Here is a 21,222-nt window from a genome sequence, read left to right on the forward strand (position 1 = left end):
AGCCGTCGCCCCACCCCGCTTGTCTCACTCCACCGCACCATCCCGCCCTCCCAGCACAGCCGCATCGGCCTCGTGGATGAGCCGGTAAGCCCGGTTCCGCAACCGAAGGACCACAGCGGCCAGCAACGCCGCCGTCAACGACCCCGCCAGAACCGCGATCTTGACATGGTCGCCGCGCCCCCCGCCCGCCCCGAACGCCAACTCCCCGATGAGCAGGGACACCGTGAACCCCATGCCGCCGAGCACCGACAGCCCCAGCACATCGACCCAGGTCAGCCCCTCGTCCAGATCGGCGCGGGTGAACCGGGCCACCAGCCAGGTCGCGGCCATGATGCCCAGCGGCTTCCCGGCGACCAGCCCGACGGCCACACCCACCGCCACCGGGTCGGTCAGGGCCTCCACCAGACCACCCGGCCCGCCCACGACCACCCCCGCCGACAGGAACGCGAACACCGGCACCGCCACACCCGCCGAGATCGGCCGCAACCGGTGCTCGAAGCGCTCCGCCGGCCCCACCTCATCCACCCGCCCACCATCCCCACCCGGCCCGGCGGGCGCCACCGTGACCGACCCTCTGCCCGGCCCTGCGACCGGGACCGTGAACGCCAGCAGCACACCCGCGACCGTCGCATGCACCCCCGAGGCATGCACCAGCGCCCACGTCAGGCCCGCGAGCGGCACCAGCACCCACCACCGATGCACCCCCCGCCGCACCAGCACCGCGAACAGCGCCAACGGCACCACGGCACCCGCCAGCGCCACCACCGACAACTGCGAGGAGTAGAACCCGGCGATGATGACGATGGCCATCAGGTCGTCCACCACGGCCAAAGTGAGCAGGAACGTCCGCAACGCCGAAGGCAGGAACCGGCCGACCACCGCCAGCACCGCCAGCGCGAACGCGATATCGGTCGCCGTGGGGATCGCCCACCCCCGCGCCGCCCCCGCACCGGCACCCACGGTGAACAGCAGATACAGCACCGCAGGGACGACCACACCACCGGCCGCCGCCGCCACCGGCACCACCGCCCTGCGCACCTGACGCAGATCACCCGCAACGAACTCGCGCTTCAGCTCCAGACCCGCGACGAAGAAGAAGATCGCCAGCAGCCCGTCGGCCGCCCAGGCGGCCACCTCCAGATCCAGATGCACCGCCGCCGGCCCGAACCTGAACGAGCGCAACGCCTCATAACCGCCCGACCACGGAGAGTTCGCCCACACCATCGCCGCCACCGCACCGGCCAGCAGCAACGCCCCGCCAACGGTCTCCTCGCGCAAGATGGCGGCCACCCGCCGCGCCTCGGCCCACGACCCCCGCGTGAGCAATCCCGGCGTGCGGTGCGAGGCGTCGGTCATGGGCGCTCCCGGTCAATAGGCGGATCCACTGCCGACCAGACTTCCCGGCGCACCTCGCCCCACCCTACCGGCCCCCATCCCCACCACGACGCCACCGGGGGAGGGGAGAGGCCCACCTCAACAGCAGGTAAGCGCGCTCACGAAAGCAACAACCTCATACGGCGGTGGAACCGTCCGGGGCGTACCGCGCGTGCACGTGCCCCTCCAGCGGGAACGGAGGACGAGCGGGAAGCACACCCGCGAGGACGTACCCGCACTTGCCCGCCACCCGGCACGAGGCCAGGTTGTCGACCTGATGGAGCAACCGCAGACACCTGAGCCCACCACCGCCGAACGCCTCGAAGGCCCATGTCGTCATCCGCTCAAGGGCCCGGCCCGCCACACCCCGCCCCCGCGCGGCCGCAGCGGTCCAGTAGCCGACCTCCGCACCCGCCCCACCAGGGGTGAGCCCCTTCAACGCGACGTTGGCGACCAGGCGAAGGACCCCCGACCCTGGCTCGGCCTCCTCAAGGACCGCGAAACTCAGCCGCCCGCCCCCACTCCAGCCCACCCGCTGGATCTCCAGCCACCGCCGCGCGTCCTGCTCATCGGTGACGTGAAACCGGGTCCACCGGCGCATCACCGGATCACGGTAGACCTCGATCAACTCAGGGATGTCCCGCTCGGCCCAAGGCCGCATCAGCAACGCCGGACCCCCCTCACCGGCGGCGACATGCAGCACGACGGTCACGCCCCGACCTCCCACCCGGCACCGGCCAGCAACCGTTCCTCCTCCTGCGCGGACGGCCCCTCCGACAACGGCGGCTCGCCCCGCCCCCGATCCCAGGCCAGCACATCGGCCGCCGTGACCTCAAGCGGGGTCGCCGGCATGCCCGCCGCCCGCGCCCGCGCCGCACTCCGCTGAAACGTCAAAGCCCAGACCGGATCGGCCCGCACCAGCGGAAACCCGCCCGGCACCGCACCAGGCGGCACCGGCACCACCTCGACCCGGCTGCCCGCCGCCGCCGCGCACACCTGGATCAGCCCACCCAGCGTCACCGGCTCGGCCGGCCCCACCGCGTTGAACACCCCCGGCCGGTCACCGGTCACCAACAGCACCACCAGGCGGGCCAGATCACGCGAGTCGAGCACCTGCACCGGCTGCCCGGGATCCCCTGGCAGGGCCACCCGCCCGCCGCGCGCCGCCCGCCGCACCCAGTAGGTGAACAGATCCTGCTGATCGTACGGACCGGCCACGATCCCCGGGCGGACGATCGTCGCCCGCCGCCCGTACCGGGCCAGCACCTCGTCCTCGCAAGCCACCTTGAGCGGCCCATAGGTCGCCCCATCGATCACCTCGGTATCGCGCTCCGGCGGCAGACGCGGCGCGTCCTCATCGGACCCGGGCCCGCCACCCGGCCGGTACACCGCGTTGCTGGAGATGAACACATACCGCCCGGCCCGGTCACCGAGCACCTCACCGGCCTGCCGCACATGGCGCGGCACGTACGCGCTCACGTCGACCACCGCGTCCCAGACACCCTCGCGCAGCGACGCGTAGTCACCGGAGTCACGATCACCCACCCGCCGCGGCACCCCCGGGAACAACCCGGCCCCGGTGCGACCACGGCTGAACAGCGTCACCTCATGACCGCCCTGCAGGAAATCGTCCACGATCGCCCGGCCGACGAACGACCCTCCACCCAAAACCAGCACCCGCATGACGCCCGATGCTACGGGCCCCCTACGACAAACCCCGAACACGGCCGCCGCGACACCCGGGGGAAGCCCACCTAGGACGATTTCGAACACTTTTCGCAATCGGCCGATGGCGTGACGGAGTCGCGTAAGGGATGTGCGGGCGGCCCAGGGGAGTGGTGGCGGCCTGCGCGCTTAACAGGCCTGTGCAGGAGGTGACTGCGACCGCCATCGCCACCGTCCGGCACGCCTCCGACGCCGACGTCCACCGAGGTGACCGCAACACCGAGGTGACCGCAACACCGAGGTGACCGCAGGACGCGACTTGACAATGGCTGTATATACCGACAAATCCGTAACCATACAGAATGCAGCTTCTGAACGGTTAGAGAGGAACGTGCGGATCCGTCCCAGCAGGGGGTCATGGCGGTGGTCGCGCGCTCCGCGCCGGGCCGAGGCGAACGACAAGTGATGGGCGCCGGGCCTCGGCGCCCATCACCCTCGTCCTGCTCTCGCAGGGGACGATTCCAAGATCGGCTCTTCGGGGCCCACCAAGATCCACATGTCAAGATCCGCAAACCAGCCCGTCACCGGCGATGATCCTCAAGCGCCGACCTGCCGCCGACCGGGCGGCCGACCGTAAGCGGGCGGCGATCCACTGCGGATCCAACCGCGAATCCACACCGGAAAGATCCAGGCGATGGTCGGCGTCCGAACGCGTCCCACCAGCCCTTCCTCACCTGTTTCATGCATAATCGCACTTATGCATCACTTGGGAGATACCCTCTCCTCCGCGCGAGACCGCCTCACACCCGAGGGAATGTCCTGTCTCGTCGGAGAAGGGTGTTCGGTGGAGTGACCGCCGGTCGCGTGAGAATCGGCGAGAACGTCACCTGGCAGGCACTCCACTTCGGTGTCCGAGGCGGATGACACGCGCGATCAGCGCTCTGGACCGGCCGGGGTCCTTCGTCGACGAGCAGGTCCGAGCCCGGAACCAGCACGTCCAACAGGTCGCCCAAGCCGCTCCCCCCGGCCGGGCCGTGATCCGCCGCGTCACCTGCGTTGACCGAAGGTCACTCCCCCGAGATCACGCTGCCTCCCCCGTCGTTGTCGGCCAGTGCTCGGTAGGGCGAGGCTACTGAGGGGTGTCGGCCGGCGTTCTTGCCGGTTTTGATGGTCAGCCGGTGGCCAAGCGGTAGGGATCAGTTCACCAGCACGATCTTTCCGCGGGCGTGGCGGCTTTCGCTCAGTTGGTGTGCGGCTGCGGCCTCGGCGAGCGGGAACGCCGCCGCGATCGGAACCTTCAGTCGGCCCTCGCCGGCGAGCGTGACCGCGATCGCGAGGCCGTGCACCGCTAACGGGTCGGCGGCGGCTCCCACGGCCGCGCGGGTGTCGTCGGCCGGCGCTCCGTGTGACATGTGTACACCGTGAGCCCCCGCCGTCATGTCGGCGATCGTCACCACCCGGGCCCGGTCCCCGGCGATGGCGATGAGGTCGGGCAGCGACCCTCCGGCGCAGTCGAACACCGCGTGCACCCCCTTTGGCGCCAGTGCGCGGACCCGTTCGACGAGCGCCGCCCCGTACGTCGTCGGTGCGGCGCCGAGGGAGCGCAGGAAGTCGTGGTTGCGCTCGCTCGCGGTACCGATGACGGTGGCGCCGCGGGCGACGGCCATCTGGACGGCGATCGTGCCCACCGCGCCGGCCGCGCCCTGGATGAGCACGGTGTTCCCGGCCTCGACCATGAATCGGTCGAGGACCCGGGTGGCCGTCTCGGCGCTGCCGGCGGCGGCGCCGGCTTCCTCCCAACTCCATCCGGCCGGTTTGGATGCCCAGGTGGCGAGGACCGCGAAGTCGGCATTGGTACCGCGTGCGGTCGACGTGCTCATGCCGAACACCTCGTCGCCGACGACCACACCGGTGACGCCGTCGCCGATCTCGTCCACCACACCCGAGGCGTCGAACCCGGTCCGGAACGGGAACGTCACGGGCACCACCTCGCGCAGCGCCCCGGAACGGATGCGCACCTCCCCGGCCGCGACTCCGGAGGCGCGCACGGCGATGCGGATCTCACCCGGCCCGGCGTGCGGCTCCGGCACCTCGGCGAGATGCACAACGCTGGGCGGGCCGTACCGGGTGAATTGAATTGATCTCATTCGACGACCGTAACGGAGCACCCCGTCCGGTTGATTAAAGTGAGAGCGGTGAGGGCCCAAGTGGTAGCGACGCTGCGTTCGGACGCCCGCGACAACCGTGAGCGCATCCTCATCGTCGCTCGCGCGGCTTTCGCCGCCGAGGGTGTCGACGTGCCGATCCGGGAGATCGCCCGTCGCGCCGAGGTCGGTGTCGCGACCGTCTACCGGCACTTCCCGACCAAGGAGGCGTTGCTGACCGAGGCCTTCGCCCAGCAGATGGCCTCATGCTCGGAGATCGTGGCTGAGGGTGCGGCGGCAGGCGACGCGTGGATGGGGTTGTGCCTGGTGATCGAGAAGCTGATGGAGGTCCATGCCCTCGACCGGGGGTTCGCCCGGGCGTTCACCTCGCAGCTTTCTCAGGCGGCCGGCTTGGCGGCGGACCACGATCGCACGCTGCGCATGCTGCTCGAACTGGTGCGCCGGGCGAAGGACGCGGGCGCCCTGCGGGGAGATTTCGTACTGGAAGACCTCACCCTGGTGCTCATGGCGAACGAGGGCATCCGCGCCGAGACACCCGAGATGAGGGTGGCGGCGTCGCGTCGATTCGCGGCCATGGTGATCCAGTCGCTGCAGGCGAACCCCGTCTCCAGGCCGCTTCCGCCCGCTGTCCGGCTGCCGCTGTCCAGGGCTGACATGGCACATATGCAGGCGAACGCTTCGCCGCACCGGTAGGGGCGCGCCGGCTTAGGCCTTGTGAGGGGGCGGCGCCGAGGCTACGATCACGGCAACTCTTAGGAAACTTTCTTAAAAGAAAGGGTTGCTCGCGCCCCTCCCCCCACCAGGCTGAGGACCCCCCCATGCGCCTCAAACGAAACCCCCTCGTCCTGCTCCTCACCCTCCTTGTGTCCACGGCGACCGTACTTCTCACACCCGGGACCGCCAGCGCGGCGTCCCCCACCGCGACCTTCGTCAAGACCTCCGAATGGGGGTCGGCGTTCCAGGGCGCCTACACGGTCAACAACGGCGGCACCACCCCGATCAACGGCTGGTCGGTCGCCTTCGACCTGCCCTCCGGCGCCACGGTCACCTCCTCCTGGGACGCCTCGATGTCCCGCAGCGGCCAGCGGTTCACCTTCACGGGCCTCGGCTGGAACGCCACGATCGCGCCCGGCGCCTCGGTCACCTTCGGATTCATCGCCGCCCCCGGCTCGGCCGTACCGGCGAACTGCACGCTCAACGGCGCCTCCTGCGGCGGCGTGACCACCCCCACCGTCCCCGGCAAGCCCGGCACGCCCGCCGCGACGGCCACGGCCTCCTCGATCGCGCTGTCCTGGGCGGCCTCCAGCGGCACCGTCACCGGATACCGCGTGTACGAGGGCACCACCGTCAAGTCCACCGTCACCGGCACCACCGCGACCATTGGTTCGCTGGGCACATGCGAGAGCCACACGTACACGGTCAGGGCCTACAACGCCCAGGGCGAGTCCCCCGCCGGCGACCCGGTGTCCGCCACCACCACCGGGTGTGCCGGCGGCGGGCCCCTTCCCAAGCACTTCCTCACCGGCTACTGGCACAACTTCGTCAACCCGGCCGTCGAACTGAAGCTCAGCGCGGTGCCGGCCGAGTACGACCTGATCGCCGTGGCCTTCGCCGAGGCGACCTCCACCGCGGGCCAGGTCTCCTTCCACCTGGACCCGGAACTGTCGGCGGCGGTCGGCGGCTACACCGAGGACCAGTTCAAGGCCGACATCCAGGCCCTGCACGCCCGAGGCAAGAAGGTCATCCTGTCGGTGGGCGGAGAACTCGGCCGGGTACAGGTGTCCAGTTCGCAGGCGGCGACGGCGTTCGCCGACAGCGCCTACGCCCTGATGGGGAGCTATGGGTTCGACGGGGTGGACATCGACCTGGAGAACGGGCTCAACCCAACCTACATGGCCGATGCGCTGCGCAAGCTGCGGGCCAAGGCCGGAGCCGATCTCATCATCACGATGGCGCCGCAGACCATCGACATGCAGTCGACCGGGATGGGGTACTTCCAGCTCGCGCTGGCCATCAAGGACATCCTCACCGTGGTCCACACCCAGTTCTACAACTCCGGCGCGATGCTGGGCTGTGACCAGGCGCAGGCCTACGGCCAGGGCAGCGTCAACTTCATGACCGCGCTGGCGTGCATCCAACTGGAGAACGGGCTGCGTCCCGACCAGGTGGCGCTGGGCCTGCCGGCCGGGCCCGGCGCGGCGGGCGGCGGCGTCGTGACGCCGTCGCTGGTCAACAACGCCCTGGACTGCCTGGCCAAACTGGTGAACTGCGGGACCTTCGTCCCGCCGCGCGCCTACCCGGGCATCCGGGGCGCGATGACCTGGTCGATCAACTGGGACGCCGCCGCCAATTGGAACTTCTCCCGCACGGTCAAGCCACACCTGGCCACCCTGCCGTAGCCCCCTGTCCCGGGGTTGGTGACGGCACCGGCCGCGCATCGGGGCCGCACCCGCGTACGGGGGTGCGGCCCCGGTCGGTGTGGGCGGGCCGTGCGGCCAGGGAATTCCCGGTCCGCGTGGCTCGGTGACCACGCCGATCCCCCGGCCGGGCGACGGCGCGGCGGTTCGGGCGCTTCTCGTGCCAGGTGGCCCGGTCAAGGATCTCTTCGGCGGTTCGGCGTGTCACCAGGCCGTTCTCACTGATTTCATGCATGATCGCAGGACTTATGCCACGCTTTCGAGGTTTTCGAGGTTACTCCCCGCACCGGGCGCGGAGAGCGCCATGAGCGATCGTGACCCCTTGGTGCTGATGCGCATGCCCGAAGCCGTCACCGAGTTCCTCTCCTCGCTGCGCACCAAGAAGCTGTCCCCGCACACCATCGCCGGGTACCAGCGCGACCTCCACATCGTCTCCGCGATCGCCGCCGGCCTCACCGGCGTACCGGAAGGCGACCTGGAGGTGCGCCACCTGAACGGGCGCCTGGTGCGCACCGCGTTCGCCGACTTCGCCGAACCCCGCTCACCGGCCAGCGTGAACCGCGCGTGGAGCGCCTGGAACCAGTTCCTGACGTTCTGCGTCGCCGAAGGAATGCTCGAAGGCAACCCGATGGCCGCGGTCCCCCGGCCCAAACAACCCCCCAAGGCCCCCAAACCCCTGCTCGGTGACGGCTCGGCGTCCGCGACCCTGCTGGAACGCGTCGCCGACGGCGCCCGCCAGGCGCGCGACCCCTGGGTCGAACGTGACCTGGTGGTCCTGGCGCTGGCCCTGGTCACCGGGATGCGCTCGGCCGAGCTGCTGAGCGTCACCCTCGGCGCGATCGGCGGGTCCCCCGGCGACCGGAGGATCCAGGTGGTCGGCAAGGGCGGAAAGACCCGCTCACTGCCGATCGAGCCGCCCATCGAGCACCTGATCGGCGACTACCTGGAAAGCCGCCTGCGCCGGTTCGGGCTGACAACGCTCCCCCGCTCGGCCGCGCTGCTCGTCGACACCAGGAACGAGCCCCTGCAGCGGGGCGGGCTGCAGTATCTGGTGCGCCAGTGTTACCGGTACGCGGGGATCCACGACCGGGTGCAGAAGGGCACGCTGGTGCACGCGTTGCGGCACGAGTTCGCCACCCGGCTGGCCGAACGCGGCGCCTCCGCGCACGAGCTGATGGAACTGCTCGGCCACTCCTCGATCGTCACCGGGCAGGCGTACGTCGCCTCGACGGCTCGTGAGGTGCGCGGCGCGGCGCGGGGCAACCCCGCGTACGGGGTGCTGGACCGGTTGCGCCCGCGTGGGGACGCCTCCGGGCGGTGAGTGCCGCCGTGCCGCGGGGACGCCTGCGGGGTGTCTCGGCCCGGTCGTCCGCGCTGGGGTGGTTCGCGGCCGGGAAGAGGGCACCGGATCAGGGCCGGTCCTCGTGCACGGCGCGGCCGGCGGCGGGCTGGTCCCGGGTGGCGGCAAAGGTGGCCAGGAGGCGCAGGTTGTCGGCGCTGGGGGTGCCGGGGGCGGCGGTGTAGATCAGGAGGGTGAGGCCGGGGTCGGAGGTCAGGGTCATGGCCTCGAAGTGGAGTTCGAGGTGGCCGACCGCGGGGTGGTGGAGTTTCTTGATGCCGGTGCGGTGGTGGCGGACGTTGTGGTCGGCCCAGCGGCGGCGGAAGGTCTCGCTGCGGGTGGACAGTTCGCCGATGAGATCGGTGAGGTCCTTGTCGTGGGGGTTGCGGCCGGCTTCGGCGCGGAGCATCGCGGCGATGTCGTCGGCGGCGGTGTCCCAGTCGGTGAAGAAGTCCTTGGCGGCGGGGTCGAGGTAGATGAAGCGGGCGGTGTTGGCGGGGCGGCGGGGGTCGGCCAGGACGGGCGCGTACAGGGCGAGGGCGAGCGGGTTGGCGGCCAGCAGGTCGTGGCGGTCGTTGCGGATCCAGGCGGGGGCGTGGCTGATGGCGTCCAGCATGTGCTGGAGGACGGGCCGGATCTTGCGTGCGGGGGTTCGGCGCCGGCCGATGGCGGTGACCGGTGCCCGCCGCGCCAGGTCGAACAGGTGTTCGCGTTCGGCGTCGTCGAGGTGGAGGGCGCGGGCGACGCCGTCCAGGACGCCGTCGGAGGCGCCGGACAGGTTGCCGCGCTCCAGCCGGACGTAGTAGTCGACCGAGACGCCGGCGAGCATGGCGGCCTCTTCGCGGCGCAGCCCCTTGACGCGCCGGTTGCCGCCGTAGGCGGGCAGCCCGGCCTGTTCGGGGGTGATGCGGGCGCGGCGGGAGGCGAGGAATTCCTGGATCTCGGAGCGGTCGTCCATGGACCTCACGGTATGCGACGCCGTGCGGCTGAAGCAGGTACTGGCGTTACCTGGAACGGCAGGCACTGCCGCGTCTGGACGAAAGCGCGTTTGCTGGGGGTGAGCCCCCTGCCAGGCCCTGGCCGGCCGGGCCGGGTAGGGCTCTGACCAGCGGCGATGACGTGAGGACAGTGATATGCGAGCGGCATTCATGTACGGGGCGGGTGATGTGCGGATCGACACGGTCCCGGACCCGGTGCTCCAGCGGCCGACGGACGCGCTGGTGCGGGTGGTGACGGCCTGCATCTGCGGGTCGGACCTGCACCCCTACCACTCGATGCCCGCCGGCGAGGCCACCCCGATGGGGCACGAGTTCGTCGGCGTGGTGGAGGAGATCGGCGCGCAGGTGTCGACCGTACGGCGGGGTGATCTGGTGATCGCGCCGTTCGCGTGGTCGGACGGCACGTGCGAGTTCTGCCGGGAAGGCCTGCAGACCTCATGCCTGCACGGCGGTTTCTGGGCCGCGGGCGGGATCGGCGGCGGCCAGGCCGAGGCCGTCCGGGTGCCGCTGGCGGACGGGACGCTGGTCAAGGCGCCCGTCGGCGAGGATTCCGAGCTCCTTCCGCACCTGCTGACGCTGTCGGATGTGTACGGGACCGGCTACCACGCCGCCAGGAGGGCGCACGTCGGCCCGGGAGACACGGTCGTGGTGATCGGTGACGGCGCGGTGGGCCTGATGGCGGTGCTGTCGGCCAAGCGGCTGGGCGCCGAGCGCATCGTGTTGATGGGGCGGCACAAGGACCGCACCGACCTGGGCCGGGAGTTCGGCGCCACCGACGTGGTGCCCGAGCGCGGCCAGGAGGGGATCGCGAAGGTCCGGGAACTGACCGGCGGCCACGGCGCCCGCAAGGTGCTGGAGGCGGTCGGTCACATGCCCGCCTACGAGCAGGCGATCGGCGTGGTCCGGGCCGGCGGGGTGATCTCGCGGGTCGGGGTGCCGCAGTACGAGGCGGCGCCGGTCGGGTTCGCCGCCCTGTTCGGCCCGAACATCACCCTGACCGGCGGTCCCGCCCCGGCGCGCGCCTACGTCGAGGAGCTCATGCCCGCCGTCCTTGACGGCTCTGTCCAGCCGGGCAAGGTGTTCGACCGCGAGATCGGCCTGGAGCAGGTGCCCGACGGCTACCGCGCCATGGACCGCCGTGAGGCGCTCAAGGTCCTCGTCCGCCCGTAGAACGCCGGGCCGGCCGGGCCCTCGCCGTGCCGCGGCCGGGACCGCCGCGCCGGACCGTGATCCACGCTCGACACCGGCCCGGACGCGGGCCCTGAGACGGTGTGGGGCGAGAAGGTCACCGACGCCGAATATCAGGCTCCCCGCACCTCTCATCCCGGCAGGAGCGTCGCCGGCGGCGATCAGTGACGCCGCATGCCGCGAGCAGGTCACCCCATGCCGGGGTGCTTTGCATCCGGAGGCGCCCGCTAGCATCGGGGTCCCCCGGTCCCGCCTCGCGGATGCCCGTACCGCGACGGACGCCCGGCCGACTCGCGACGGAGCCCGCGTGCCCACGATCGACCCCCGACGTCTCCTCGTCCTCCGTGCCTTCGTGCTGTCCGACTCGGTCACCGCGACCGCGGCGGCGCTGCACCTGACGCCGTCCGCGGTGTCGCAGCAGCTCGCGGCCCTCGAGCGGGAGGTCGGCCACGCGCTGGTCGTACGAACGGGGCGCAAGCTGGCGCTCACGCCGGCCGGGCGCATCCTCGCGGGGCACGCCGAGGAGATCAGCTCCCGGCTGAAGATCGCCGAGGCCGATCTGGCCGCGCACGCGGGTGGTGTCCTCGGGCAGCTCCGGATCGGCGCCTTCCCCACGGCGATCAGCTGGTTGGTGGCACCCGCCATCGTCGAGATGCGCCGCCAGGCGCCGGGCGTCGACGTCACGGTCGTCGACGCGGAGGCGCACATGAGCCACCGGATGCTGATGCGCGGCGATATCGACGTGACCGTCAGCCTGGAGTACGAGTCCGACCCTGAGCGCGACTCCCCCGACATCGTGAAGTTCCCGCTTTACATCGAGCGGTTCAAGGCCGTCCTGCCCCACGCGCACCCGCTGTCCGGCGAGGAGGGCATCGGGCTCACCCAGCTCACCGAGGAGGGCTGGATCATGCCCTCGCCCGGTAACCCGTGCCGCACGATGGTGCTGCAGGCGTGCGCCGAGCTCGGCTTCCACCCGCCGATCGCCCATGTCTCCGACGACTACCGCGCCGCGCTGGCGCTGGTCGCCGCCGAGGCGGGGATCTGCCTGGTGCCGGAGTCCGCGCTCTCCGCCCGCGACGCCGACTGGGTGACGATCCTGCCGACGCGCGGCATCGCGCCGCTGCGCAAGGTGATCATGACGACGCGGCGCGACAACCAGGGCCACCCCGTCGTACGCGCGGGGCTGGAGGCGATGCGGTCCGCGGTCGCCGAGCCGGACTCGGAGGTCTACGGCCCGCTCGCGCGGTCCGACACCTTCAGCGTCGAGTGACGGCTCGGGCCGACGGCGCGTTCTCGCGGAGGAAGGCGTCGACGTGCCGGTGGTACTCCTCCGGCTTGTCGCGGCGCACGCAGTGGTGGGCGCCCTCGATCACGACGACGTCGAAGCCGGGCGCGACGGCCGTGAGGCGCTCACGGGAGTGTTTGTCGACGATGACGTCGCCGGTGCCGGTGATGAGCAGCGCCGGCACGCCGGCCGGGCCGACCGTGATCTGCCGCGCGGTCGGCGTCCAGATCCGGCGTTTTTCGTGGACCCGCTGTTCCATGTAGTTGATGTCGACGGCCTTCATCGCCTCGGCGAGCGGGCGCAGTTCCTGCTCCGCCCAGTGGGGCTTGAGCTCGCGCTGCATGTCCATGAGCTCCTCGACCGACGCGGTGTCGGCGTAGTCGAAGGGGTCCTTGACGGTCTGCTCGACGCTGAGCCACGGGTTGGGACCGGCCTCCGGCACCCACCACGGCGGGTCCTCCAGCACGACGCCGGCCACGAGGTGCGGGGCGTCGGCGGCGACGAAGGCGGCGATCCGCGCGCCCATGGAGTGCCCGACGACGAGCGTCTTGCGCCCGGTCTGGTCGAGCATGTCCTTGAGGATGTCGATCGCGTCCTGCACCATCACGTCGGTGGACGGAACGCCCGCGTGCTCGGGCAGGCGGCTGGGCGACTTCCCGTGGCCCCGGGCGTCCGGCGCCACGATGTGGTAGTCGCCGCACCAGCGGTCGACGGCGTCGCCGTAGCACGCGCCGGACTCCACGGCGCCGTGCAGGATGAGGATGGCGGGCGCATCTGCTGCGTCCCGCCCGTACTCTCGGACGAACAGGTCGGTTCCCACGTGTCCTCATTCAGTACTCTGTCGCGCCGGCCTCCGGCCGGCTCACGACGGGGTGGTCGTTCGGTGAGTCATGGTCATGATCGTGACACGCCTGATCGGCGTCGCGCAACGCTCCCGCGGGTCAGGCCGGCAGCTCCGCCTCCGGTGTCGCCTCGACCAGCGCGCGCGTGCAGGGGTGCCGCGGAGAGCGGAAGATCTCATCGGACGGGCCGGTCTCGACGACGCGGCCGCGCTGCATGACGGCGACGCGGTCGCTGTAGAGGCGGATCACCGCCAGGTCGTGGCTGACGTGGAGGAACGAGATCCCCTGGTCGCGCTGCAGGTCGGCCAGCAGGTTGAGGATCTGGGCACGCACCGACACGTCGAGCGCCGAAGTCGGCTCGTCGGCGATGATCAGGTCCGGCTTGAGGGCGAGCGCGCGCGCCACGGCGACGCGCTGGAGCTGCCCGCCGGACGCCTCGTGCGGGTAACGCCCCAGGTAGTCGGCGCCGAGGCCGACCGACTCCAGCAGCGCGACCAGCTCGGCGGTCGACGTCGTCTCGCCGTGCGCGCGAAAGACGTTCTCCAGCGTCTGCCGCACGGTCTGCAGCGGGTTCAGCGACGCCAGCGGGTCCTGGAAGACCATGGCGACGTTGCGCCTCAGCCGCCGCAGTCCTCGCCGGCTGAGGCGGGCGACGTCCTGCCCGTCGGTGCGGACGGTGCCGGACGTGGCCACCACCAGGCCGTTGGCCATGCGCGCCAGCGTGGACTTGCCCGAGCCGGACTCGCCGACCAGGCCGAGCGCCTCGCCCCGCTCCAGGTGGAGCGAGACGCCGTCGACGGCCAGGAAGCCCTTGCGCCCGCGGCCGAAGCCACCGGCGGTGCGGTAGCGCTTGCTGACGTCGGTCATCTCCAGGATCGGCTCGCTCACCGGGTGACCTCCTGCAGTGCGGGGAGACGATCGAGGTGGCAGGCCGCCAGGTGCGGCCCGCCGCCCTGGCTGGTCGGGCGGACGGTGGGCAGCGGTGCCTCCACGACACAGCGCTCGCCGACCTGGTCGGCGAGGCCGCAACGCGGCGCGAAGGCGCAACCCGGTCCGGCGTCGCGCAGCGACGTGGGCGCGCCGGGGATGGCGCGGAGCCGGGTCCGCTCCCCTGCCGTGTCGAGCCGGGCGTCCAGCCGCGGCGTGGCCGCGCGGAGACCGGCGGTGTACGGGTGGGCGGGCTGATCGAAGATGTCGCGGAGGCTGCCGTACTCGGCCTGGCGGCCGGCGTACAGCACCAGGACCTCGTCCGCCGCGCTCCCCACCACCCCGAAGTCGTGGCTGATCAGGAGCATCGCCATGCCGTACTCCTGCTGGAGTTCGCGGAGCAGGGCCAGGATCTGCGCCTGCACCGTCACGTCGAGCGCGGTGGTCGGCTCGTCGGCGATGAGGAGCGCGGGCCGGTTCACCAGGGCCATCGCGATCACCGCGCGTTGCCGCATGCCGCCGGAGAACTCGTGCGGGAAGCGGCGTACGGCGTCCGCGGGCTCGGGGATGCCGACCCGGTCGAGCATGTCGACCGCCCGGGCCCGCGCGGCGCGGCGGGTGACCGACGGGTCGTGCAGGCGGACCGCCTGGGCGATGTGCGCGCCGATGTCGAGGTACGGGCTGAGGGCGGACATCGAGTCCTGGAACACCATGGCCACGTCGGAGCCACGGGCCCGGCGCAGCTCGCGATCGTCGGCGCAGAGCATGTCGCGGCCGGCGACGACGATCCGGCCCCGGGCGCTCGCCCCGCGCGGCAGCAGCCGCATGATCGCCCGGCCGGTGATCGTCTTGCCCGACCCCGACTCGCCGACCACGGCGAGCGTGCGGCCGCCGTCCAGCCTCATGGACAGGTCCTGGACGACATCGGCGGTGACGCCGCCGCTGGTGAACGAGACGCACAGGTCCTCGACCTGGAGTACGGGGTCAGGCACGGCGGATCCTCGGATCGAGAAGCGGCATCAGCAGGTCGACGATCAGGTTGCCGATGATGATGAGGAAGGCGGAGAAGAGCGTCACCCCGACGACGATGCTCAGGTCGGACTCGTTCACCCCGGCCAGCAGCAGGTCGCCGAGCCCGTGCAGGCTGAACACCTTCTCCGCGATCACCGACCCGCCCAAAAGCGCGGTGACGTCGAGCGCGAACATGGCCACGACCGGCACCATCACGCCGCGGACGGCGTGCCGGTTCACCTGCCGGGTCGACGCGCCGCGCGCGGTCATCGCGACGAGGTGGTCGGCCGAGAGCTCGTTGAGGAGCTGGGTGCGGGTGACCCGGATGTAGCCGGCGGCGAGGATGAACGACAGCACCATCCACGGGCCGATCAGGTGCCAGGCCCAGTTCGCCGGTGACTCCGAGAAGGACACGAAGCCGGAGTACGGCAGCGCGTTGAGCATGAAGCCGAAGACCTGGACGACGAGCAGGCCGACGAGGAAGGTCGGCACCGACAGCCCGAACATCGCGAAGCCGGTCGAGAACCGGTCGAGGGTGCCGCCCTTGCGTATCGCCGACAACGCGCCGAGGCCGATGCCCACGACGAGGCACAGGACGGCCGCGCCGAACGCGAGCGACAACGTGACGGGCAGCCGCTCGGCGATGAGCGTCGTGACGTCGCTGCGGTTGGGGAACGAGTAGCCGAAGCAGGGTGCGTTGCAGTGGACCTGCTGGGCGCCCTGGCCGTACGTACGGCCGACGAAGAGTCCCTTCACGAACTCGGTGTACTGCCACACCGCGCTCTGGTCGGTCTGCATGTAGGCGCTGACCTTGGCCCGGGTCTCGGGCGGGCACGGCTTGCCGCACATGGCGCGGGCCGGGTCCTTGGAGGCCCCGAAGAAGAGGGCTATCGTCACGAAGGCGATCGCGAGGAGCATCAGCACCGCGGTGACCATGCGGCGGGCGATGTAGACGATCATGTGGCATCCTCCGTGCGCACGTCGAGGACGTCGCGGAGCGCGTCGCCTGCGAGTGTGGCGCCGAATACGATCAGGAACACCACGGCGCCCGGGAAGAGCATGTACCAGACGTCCGCGCCGCTGTAGATCCACGGCAGCGAGTCCGAGAGCAGCTTGCCGAGGTCGGGGACGTCGCCTCGCAGGCCGACGCCGAGGAACGACAGTCCCGCGACGACGCTGACGTTGCCGGGCAGTGACATCGCGAACAGGACGACGACCAGGCCGAAGAGGTGCGGCAGCATCTCGCGGCGGATGATCTGCCAGGGCGGGGCCCCGGTCGCGCGCGCCGCCTCGACGAAGGCGCGGGCGTTGATGGCGCCGGCCTGGACGCCGATGATCCGGGCCGGGACGGTCCAGCCGAAGAAGGCCAGTACCAGCACCAGGACCAGGCCCCTGGGCATCTCCGGCGGCACGATCGCCATGATCGCGATGACGAACATCAGGCCCGGGAAGCCGAACATGAAGTCGATCACCCGCCCCGCGACGGCGTTGAGCCAGCCGCCGAAGTACCCGATCGCCGTACCGAGGACGGCGGCGAAGGCGATCGACAGGATGCTCGCCCCGAACGCGATGAACAGCGAGGAGCGGATGCCGTAGACGATCTGGGCGAACAGGTCGACGCCCGTCACCGGGACGACGCCGAACCAGTGGTCGGCGCTGACGCCGCCGAAGGCGCCCAGCGGACGGCCGCCGTCCGGGTCGAGCAGGTCGGTGTGCAAGGTGCTCGGGTCCTGTCCCTCGATCGGCACGAGCAGCGGGGCGCAAAGCCCCGCGATGAGCGGTACGACCAGCATGAGCAGGCCGGCGACGCCGGACCGCCTCCGCAGGAAGCGGCGGAGGACCGGCGTACCCCGGCCCTCCGCCTGCTGGATCTCAGCGATCGACACCGACGACCAGCTCGTTCGCGAACGGAGGGTAGGAGGGGATGAAGTAGTTCCGGATCTTCGAACCGGCCAGGGCCTGCGTGCGCTGCACGAGGATCGGCACGACCGGGGCGTCCTTCATGATCTGCTTGTCGATCGCGGCCCACATCTCGGCGGCCTTGTCGAGGTCCGGCTCCGCGCTCGCGGCGTCGATCGCGGCGTCCACCTCGGGGTTGGAGAACTTCGAGGCGTTGCCGCCGCCGTTGCCGATCTCGCTTGAGGCGAACAGCGGCTGGACGGTGCTCATGCCGCTCGGGAAGTCCGCTCCCCAGCCGTTCGTCGTCATGTCGTAGTCGCCGTCGGCGGAGGAGATGAGCTCGTACCAGGTGTCGCCGTCGAGGCCCTTGAGCTCGACCTTGACGCCGGCCCGCGCCAGCGAGTTCTTGATGCTCTGGGCTTCCTTCTCCTCGATCGCACTCACGTCGGTCGGGTAGGTCAGGGTGAGCTTCAGGCCGGAGACGCCGGCGTCGGCGAGCAGCTGCTTCGCCTTGTCGGCGTTGCCGGTGTCACCGCCGTCGTACAGGTTGTACTTGGTGTAGCCGGGGATGCCGGGCGTCATGATGGTCGAGGTGATCTGGGCGCCGAATTTCGGGCCGCCGTACACGCTCTGCAGCTCGGCCTTGTTGATCGCGTAGTTGATCGCCTGCCGCACGCGGACGTCGGAGAGGCCCGGGCGCTTGACGTTCATGGCGAGGTAGCGGAAGTAGCCCGACGGGCTGTTGGCCATGCGGCCGGAGATCGACGGGTCGGATTCGATCCGCTGGAACTGCGACGGGGAGATGAGCGCGTTGCTGATCGCGGTCTGGTCCTCGCCCTTGTCGTCGATGAGGCGCTGCACGATCGTGTCGTTGTTCAGGCCCATGTCGAGGACGATCTTGTCCGGGCCGGCGGACCGCGCCTGGTCGGTGTCGGCCTTCCAGTTCGGGTTGCGGTCCAGTACCGCCTGCGAGCCCTTGCGGAAGCTCGTCACCTGGTACGGGCCGCTGGCGACCGGGTGCTCGCCGTAGGTCTCCGGCTCGGTGTCGGCCGCGGCCGGCACCGGCGCGAACGCCGGCATGCTGACGATCCACGGCCAGTTGCCGAACGAACGCGTCAGGTGGAAGACGATCTTGTGGTCGCCGACGACCTCGATGGAGTCGAGCTCCTTGCCGTCGTACGGGCCGTCGTAGTGGGTGCCGCCGACCAGCAGCGTCTTGTGGTAGCCGAGGCCACCTTGGAACATCGGCGCGAACGACCGCTCGATGCCGTACTTCACGTCCTGCGCGGTGATCGGGTTGCCGTCGGAGAACTTCAGGCCCTCCCGCAGCGTGAAGGTCCACGTCTTGCCGCCGTCGTCCGTCGTACCGGTGTCGGTGGCGAGGTCCGGCACGAGGACCGTGTCCTTGTCCGGGTGCGTCTGCCACGACGTCAGCCCGCGGTGCACCCACCGCAGCCGGCTGGTCGGCACCATCTGCGCGTTGGCGGTCTCGAAGGACTCGTTCGCGCGCCGCGAGAGGTAGTGCAGGGTCCCGCCCTGGGGCAGGGACTCCAGCGCCGTCGTGTTGTTGTCCTTCGCCGGCTCGGTGGACCGCGAGTTCGCGTTACAGCCCGCCATCACGAGGGCCAGGACGAGCGCGAGCCCTGCGGGCACCACTCTCCGGGATCGGTTCGCCATAGATCGCGCTTCCTGTGAGGCGGTCCCGATCGGTCGGGTCCGCTGCTTGGATCTCAGGAAGGGAGTCTGTTGGCGGGCGAGAGCACGCGTCCATCGAGGAGTTCTGCAGGTGACCTTTCAGAAAATCTGAAAGATCGCGGAGATCTACGTGCGTGACGTCCACGATAACCCGGCGGCCGGGGCGGCGGGTAGTCCGCGGACGCCCCTGGCCAGCGCGGTGGTGAGGGCGCGCAGGGACGCCAGGCCGGTGGTCTCGTCGGGGGCGTCGAGGAGGGCTTGGACGAAAGCGGTGCCGACGGCCACGCCGTCGGCGTAGCCCGCCACCTCGGCGGCCTGGTCGGGGGTGGACACGCCGACGCAGACCGGCAGATCGGTCGTCGCCCTGGTCCGCCGCACGAGATCGGCGGCCGAGGCGCCGACGGTGTCACGGACACCGGTGACCCATGGTCGAGGCCGCGTAGACGAAACCGGAACCGGCGGCGGTGATCCGCCTCAGCCGTTCGTCCCTGGTGCTGGGCGCGACGATGAAGACGGTCGCCAGGCCCTGCCTGCCGGCATGGCCGCGCCACGTCGCGGATTCCTGGACGGGCAGGTCGGACAGGATGCAGCCCGCCCCGCCCGCGTCGGCCAGTTCGGTGGTGAAGCGCAAGATCCCGTAGCGGGCGATCGGGTTCCAGTACGACCGCTCTGAGCCGGTCCTGGTGACGCCGGCCGAGGTGATCGACCACCCCGCCGCGGTCGTCCTTCCCCGCGTTTTCCGGCAGCCCCCCCCCTCAGGGGACGACGGCGGTGGCGGTGATCTCGACGAGCTGCCCGGAATACCCAAGGTAGGAGACCCCGAGCAGGGTCGAGGTGTGCGGGCCGTCCGACAACTCCGAAGCGCGCACGACATCCCACACCCGGATCAGATCCTGGTGCTCGGACGCCGCGACATAGACGGTGCTGGCGACCACGTGCCGCAGGTCGCTGCCGACCGCGCGCAGAGCCGTGGTCAGGTTGGCCAGCACCTGCCGCGCCTGGGCGACCGGGTCCCCCGGTCCGACGAGGTCACCGTCGGCGTCGACGGGCACGGCGCCCGCCATGAACACCAGCCTCTCCCCCGCCTCGACCACCGCCGCGTGAGCGTATCCGGGCGGCGGCACCAGGTTCGGCACGGTCGTTCGCTGGACCATCGGTGAACTCCTCACGATACGGGTCTCCTACGACCGGTCATCATGACGACGCCGGTCGCCGGGTGTCACATGGTTTTCCGCCGCCGCCGCCGCCCGGTCGCGGCGCCCGGTGAGGTACGTCCCGCGGACCCGGGCCGTGGACGGCCCCGCGGAAATGTCGGTGGGACCCGGTACGGTCGGCAGGATCATGGCCGAAGGGACTGAGCTGATCGATGCGACCCGCTGAGCTGAAGCGACTCACCGTCCAGGAGTCCGCCGACCGTTACCTCGAACTGGTCCGCGCCAAGACCGTCACCGGGGCCCTGTCCCCGGCGACGGCCGAGGTGTACGCGCGCGACGTGGCGACGTTCGTGCGGCTGGCCGGGGCCGAGGGAGTGCTCGACGACCTGACCGGCGAGGACGTCGACGCGGTGCTGCTGGCGTTCGCCCGCAAACCCGACGGGCGGCGGTCCTCCCCCGGCGGCGAGTCGCAGAGCCCCTCCTCGCAGTCGCGGTTCCGCCGGTCGGTGTCGGCGTTCTTCAAGTACGCCACCGTGGCCGGCTGGGTGCAGGTCGACCCGATGACGGCGGCGACGGTCACCGCCAAGGAGCGCGGCGGGCTGCGAGCCGAGCGGCGGGCGCTGACCCGCGAGCAGGCCCAGGGGCTCGTCGGAGCCGCCCGCTCCCTGACCGCGGCCGAGCCCGAGGGCGGGCGGCGCGACCAGCGCACCGAGGTCCGCGACGCGCTGATCGTGCTCCTGCTGTCCACCCTCGGCCCGAGGGTGTCGGAGCTGGTGCGGGCGAACGTCGAAGACTTCTACACCAATGACGGCGTCCGCTACTGGCGCATCTTCGGCAAAGGCGGCAAGACACGCGACGTGCCGCTCCCCCACGACGTGGCCGAGGTGCTCGACGCCTACCTGTCGGGTGGCCGGCCCGCCACCTCCGAGAAGGCCCTGCTGTTGTCGTGGCGCGGAAGGCGGCTGGCGCGGGGTGACGTGCAGGCGGTGATCGACCGGGTCCAGCGGCGGGTCGACCCCGCCCAGCGGCGTTCGGTGACCCCGCACGGGCTGCGGCACACCACCGCCACCCACCTGCTCGCCGACGCGGTCGACATGGACGCCGTGCGCAGGGTGCTCGGTCACAGCGACCTGTCCACCCTCGGCCGCTACCGTGACGAGCTGCCCGGTGAGCTGGAGGTCGCGATGCGCGCCCATCCCCTGCTGCGCCGCCCCGCCTCCGGCGAGTGACCCCTGCCGCGCCGCGTGAGGGCCGGTCGTTCGG

The 21,222-nt window shown here is 71.1% G+C and carries 18 protein-coding genes and 1 pseudogene; 6 read left to right on the top strand and 13 right to left on the bottom strand.

The window, feature by feature from the left end:
• Positions 1–24: 24 nt before the first annotated feature.
• The 4 genes from nhaA to ACGFIV_RS05575 all read right to left on the bottom strand — a co-directional run bounded on the left by nhaA (position 25) and on the right by ACGFIV_RS05575 (position 5,186).
• Positions 25–1,356 (bottom strand): Na+/H+ antiporter NhaA, encoded by a 1,332-nt coding sequence (gene nhaA / locus ACGFIV_RS05560; RefSeq protein WP_392832278.1) that lies wholly within the window; start codon positions 1,354–1,356, stop codon positions 25–27.
• 154 nt (positions 1,357–1,510) lie between these two features.
• Positions 1,511–2,086 carry a GNAT family N-acetyltransferase gene (locus tag ACGFIV_RS05565; RefSeq protein WP_358554664.1) on the bottom strand — a complete coding sequence of 192 codons (576 nt, stop codon included), beginning with the start codon at positions 2,084–2,086 and terminating at the stop codon, positions 1,511–1,513.
• Entirely contained in the window at positions 2,083–3,057 is a 975-nt protein-coding gene (locus ACGFIV_RS05570; RefSeq protein ID WP_392832283.1) for an NAD-dependent epimerase/dehydratase family protein, read from the bottom strand. Before ACGFIV_RS05570 ends, ACGFIV_RS05565 begins: the two co-directional genes overlap by 4 nt.
• 1,178 nt (positions 3,058–4,235) lie before the next feature.
• Positions 4,236–5,186, bottom strand: a complete 951-nt coding sequence (locus tag ACGFIV_RS05575) for an NADP-dependent oxidoreductase (RefSeq protein WP_358554659.1) — start codon at positions 5,184–5,186, stop codon at positions 4,236–4,238.
• Between the two features lie 48 nt (positions 5,187–5,234).
• Here ACGFIV_RS05575 and ACGFIV_RS05580 point away from each other — a divergent pair, with 48 nt between their 5' ends.
• The 3 genes from ACGFIV_RS05580 (at position 5,235) to ACGFIV_RS05590 (ending at position 8,942) form a co-directional block, all read left to right on the top strand.
• On the top strand, positions 5,235–5,897 hold the full coding sequence (locus ACGFIV_RS05580; protein ID WP_358554656.1) for a helix-turn-helix domain-containing protein: 663 nt from the start codon (positions 5,235–5,237) through the stop codon (positions 5,895–5,897).
• A gap of 125 nt (positions 5,898–6,022) precedes the next feature.
• Positions 6,023–7,603, top strand: coding sequence for a chitinase (locus ACGFIV_RS05585; RefSeq protein ID WP_392832288.1), 1,581 nt, complete (start codon positions 6,023–6,025; stop codon positions 7,601–7,603).
• Positions 7,604–7,925: 322 nt separating this feature from the next.
• Positions 7,926–8,942, top strand: coding sequence for a tyrosine-type recombinase/integrase (locus tag ACGFIV_RS05590; RefSeq protein ID WP_358553510.1), 1,017 nt, complete (start codon positions 7,926–7,928; stop codon positions 8,940–8,942).
• Positions 8,943–9,030: 88 nt separating this feature from the next.
• On the opposite strand, the gene ACGFIV_RS05595 is transcribed toward ACGFIV_RS05590, so the two are convergent.
• Positions 9,031–9,918, bottom strand: a complete 888-nt coding sequence (locus ACGFIV_RS05595; protein WP_358553512.1) for a helix-turn-helix transcriptional regulator — start codon at positions 9,916–9,918, stop codon at positions 9,031–9,033.
• A gap of 175 nt (positions 9,919–10,093) precedes the next feature.
• On the opposite strand from ACGFIV_RS05595, the gene ACGFIV_RS05600 reads away from it, so the two are divergent.
• Both ACGFIV_RS05600 and ACGFIV_RS05605 read left to right on the top strand, forming a co-directional pair.
• The gene (locus ACGFIV_RS05600) at positions 10,094–11,128 is read left to right on the top strand and encodes an alcohol dehydrogenase catalytic domain-containing protein (protein ID WP_358553514.1); all 1,035 of its coding nucleotides are present in this window, start codon (positions 10,094–10,096) and stop codon (positions 11,126–11,128) included.
• A gap of 325 nt (positions 11,129–11,453) precedes the next feature.
• Entirely contained in the window at positions 11,454–12,416 is a 963-nt protein-coding gene (locus tag ACGFIV_RS05605) for a LysR family transcriptional regulator (RefSeq protein WP_358553516.1), read from the top strand.
• Here the strand turns inward: ACGFIV_RS05605 and ACGFIV_RS05610 are convergent.
• The 8 genes and pseudogenes from ACGFIV_RS05610 to ACGFIV_RS05645 form a co-directional block, all read right to left on the bottom strand.
• On the bottom strand, positions 12,403–13,251 hold the full coding sequence (locus ACGFIV_RS05610) for an alpha/beta fold hydrolase (protein WP_358553517.1): 849 nt from the start codon (positions 13,249–13,251) through the stop codon (positions 12,403–12,405). The two genes, ACGFIV_RS05605 and ACGFIV_RS05610, sit on opposite strands and share 14 nt — an antisense overlap.
• A gap of 121 nt (positions 13,252–13,372) precedes the next feature.
• Complete coding sequence (locus ACGFIV_RS05615) at positions 13,373–14,161, bottom strand: ATP-binding cassette domain-containing protein (protein WP_392832294.1); 789 nt, start codon at positions 14,159–14,161, stop codon at positions 13,373–13,375.
• On the bottom strand, positions 14,158–15,192 hold the full coding sequence (locus tag ACGFIV_RS05620) for an ABC transporter ATP-binding protein (protein ID WP_358553521.1): 1,035 nt from the start codon (positions 15,190–15,192) through the stop codon (positions 14,158–14,160). The genes ACGFIV_RS05615 and ACGFIV_RS05620 overlap by 4 nt, the downstream gene beginning before the upstream one ends.
• On the bottom strand, positions 15,185–16,171 hold the full coding sequence (locus ACGFIV_RS05625; protein ID WP_358553523.1) for an ABC transporter permease: 987 nt from the start codon (positions 16,169–16,171) through the stop codon (positions 15,185–15,187). The genes ACGFIV_RS05620 and ACGFIV_RS05625 overlap by 8 nt, the downstream gene beginning before the upstream one ends.
• Positions 16,168–17,097 carry an ABC transporter permease gene (locus tag ACGFIV_RS05630; RefSeq protein WP_358553525.1) on the bottom strand — a complete coding sequence of 310 codons (930 nt, stop codon included), beginning with the start codon at positions 17,095–17,097 and terminating at the stop codon, positions 16,168–16,170. The genes ACGFIV_RS05625 and ACGFIV_RS05630 overlap by 4 nt, the downstream gene beginning before the upstream one ends.
• Positions 17,084–18,787, bottom strand: a complete 1,704-nt coding sequence (locus tag ACGFIV_RS05635; RefSeq protein ID WP_392832299.1) for an ABC transporter substrate-binding protein — start codon at positions 18,785–18,787, stop codon at positions 17,084–17,086. The genes ACGFIV_RS05630 and ACGFIV_RS05635 overlap by 14 nt, the downstream gene beginning before the upstream one ends.
• A 144-nt stretch (positions 18,788–18,931) precedes the next feature.
• Positions 18,932–19,679, bottom strand: a pseudogene (gene trpA, locus ACGFIV_RS05640) (tryptophan synthase subunit alpha).
• On the bottom strand, positions 19,561–19,959 hold the full coding sequence (locus tag ACGFIV_RS05645; protein ID WP_358553529.1) for a RidA family protein: 399 nt from the start codon (positions 19,957–19,959) through the stop codon (positions 19,561–19,563). Before ACGFIV_RS05645 ends, trpA begins: the two are co-directional and overlap by 119 nt.
• Positions 19,960–20,171: 212 nt before the next feature.
• Here ACGFIV_RS05645 and ACGFIV_RS05650 point away from each other — a divergent pair, with 212 nt between their 5' ends.
• Positions 20,172–21,188, top strand: coding sequence for a tyrosine-type recombinase/integrase (locus tag ACGFIV_RS05650; RefSeq protein WP_392832303.1), 1,017 nt, complete (start codon positions 20,172–20,174; stop codon positions 21,186–21,188).
• Positions 21,189–21,222 lie beyond the last annotated feature (34 nt).

The sequence above is a fragment of the Sphaerisporangium sp. NPDC049003 genome (assembly GCF_043197795.1).
In the GTDB taxonomy this organism is placed as follows: domain Bacteria; phylum Actinomycetota; class Actinomycetes; order Streptosporangiales; family Streptosporangiaceae; genus Sphaerisporangium.

What these genes read in the sequence shown, in the direction of transcription:
- ACGFIV_RS05645 (WP_358553529.1), bottom strand. Translation starts at nt 19,959, where the DNA reads ATGGTCCAGCGAACGACCGTGCCGAACCTGGTGCCGCCGCCCGGATAC.
- ACGFIV_RS05595 (WP_358553512.1), bottom strand. Translation starts at nt 9,918, where the DNA reads ATGGACGACCGCTCCGAGATCCAGGAATTCCTCGCCTCCCGCCGCGCC.
- ACGFIV_RS05600 (WP_358553514.1), top strand. Translation starts at nt 10,094, where the DNA reads ATGCGAGCGGCATTCATGTACGGGGCGGGTGATGTGCGGATCGACACG.
- ACGFIV_RS05635 (WP_392832299.1), bottom strand. Translation starts at nt 18,787, where the DNA reads ATGGCGAACCGATCCCGGAGAGTGGTGCCCGCAGGGCTCGCGCTCGTC.
- ACGFIV_RS05585 (WP_392832288.1), top strand. Translation starts at nt 6,023, where the DNA reads ATGCGCCTCAAACGAAACCCCCTCGTCCTGCTCCTCACCCTCCTTGTG.
- nhaA (WP_392832278.1), bottom strand. Translation starts at nt 1,356, where the DNA reads ATGACCGACGCCTCGCACCGCACGCCGGGATTGCTCACGCGGGGGTCG.
- ACGFIV_RS05570 (WP_392832283.1), bottom strand. Translation starts at nt 3,057, where the DNA reads ATGCGGGTGCTGGTTTTGGGTGGAGGGTCGTTCGTCGGCCGGGCGATC.
- ACGFIV_RS05625 (WP_358553523.1), bottom strand. Translation starts at nt 16,171, where the DNA reads ATGATCGTCTACATCGCCCGCCGCATGGTCACCGCGGTGCTGATGCTC.
- ACGFIV_RS05575 (WP_358554659.1), bottom strand. Translation starts at nt 5,186, where the DNA reads ATGAGATCAATTCAATTCACCCGGTACGGCCCGCCCAGCGTTGTGCAT.
- ACGFIV_RS05590 (WP_358553510.1), top strand. Translation starts at nt 7,926, where the DNA reads ATGAGCGATCGTGACCCCTTGGTGCTGATGCGCATGCCCGAAGCCGTC.
- ACGFIV_RS05650 (WP_392832303.1), top strand. Translation starts at nt 20,172, where the DNA reads ATGCGACCCGCTGAGCTGAAGCGACTCACCGTCCAGGAGTCCGCCGAC.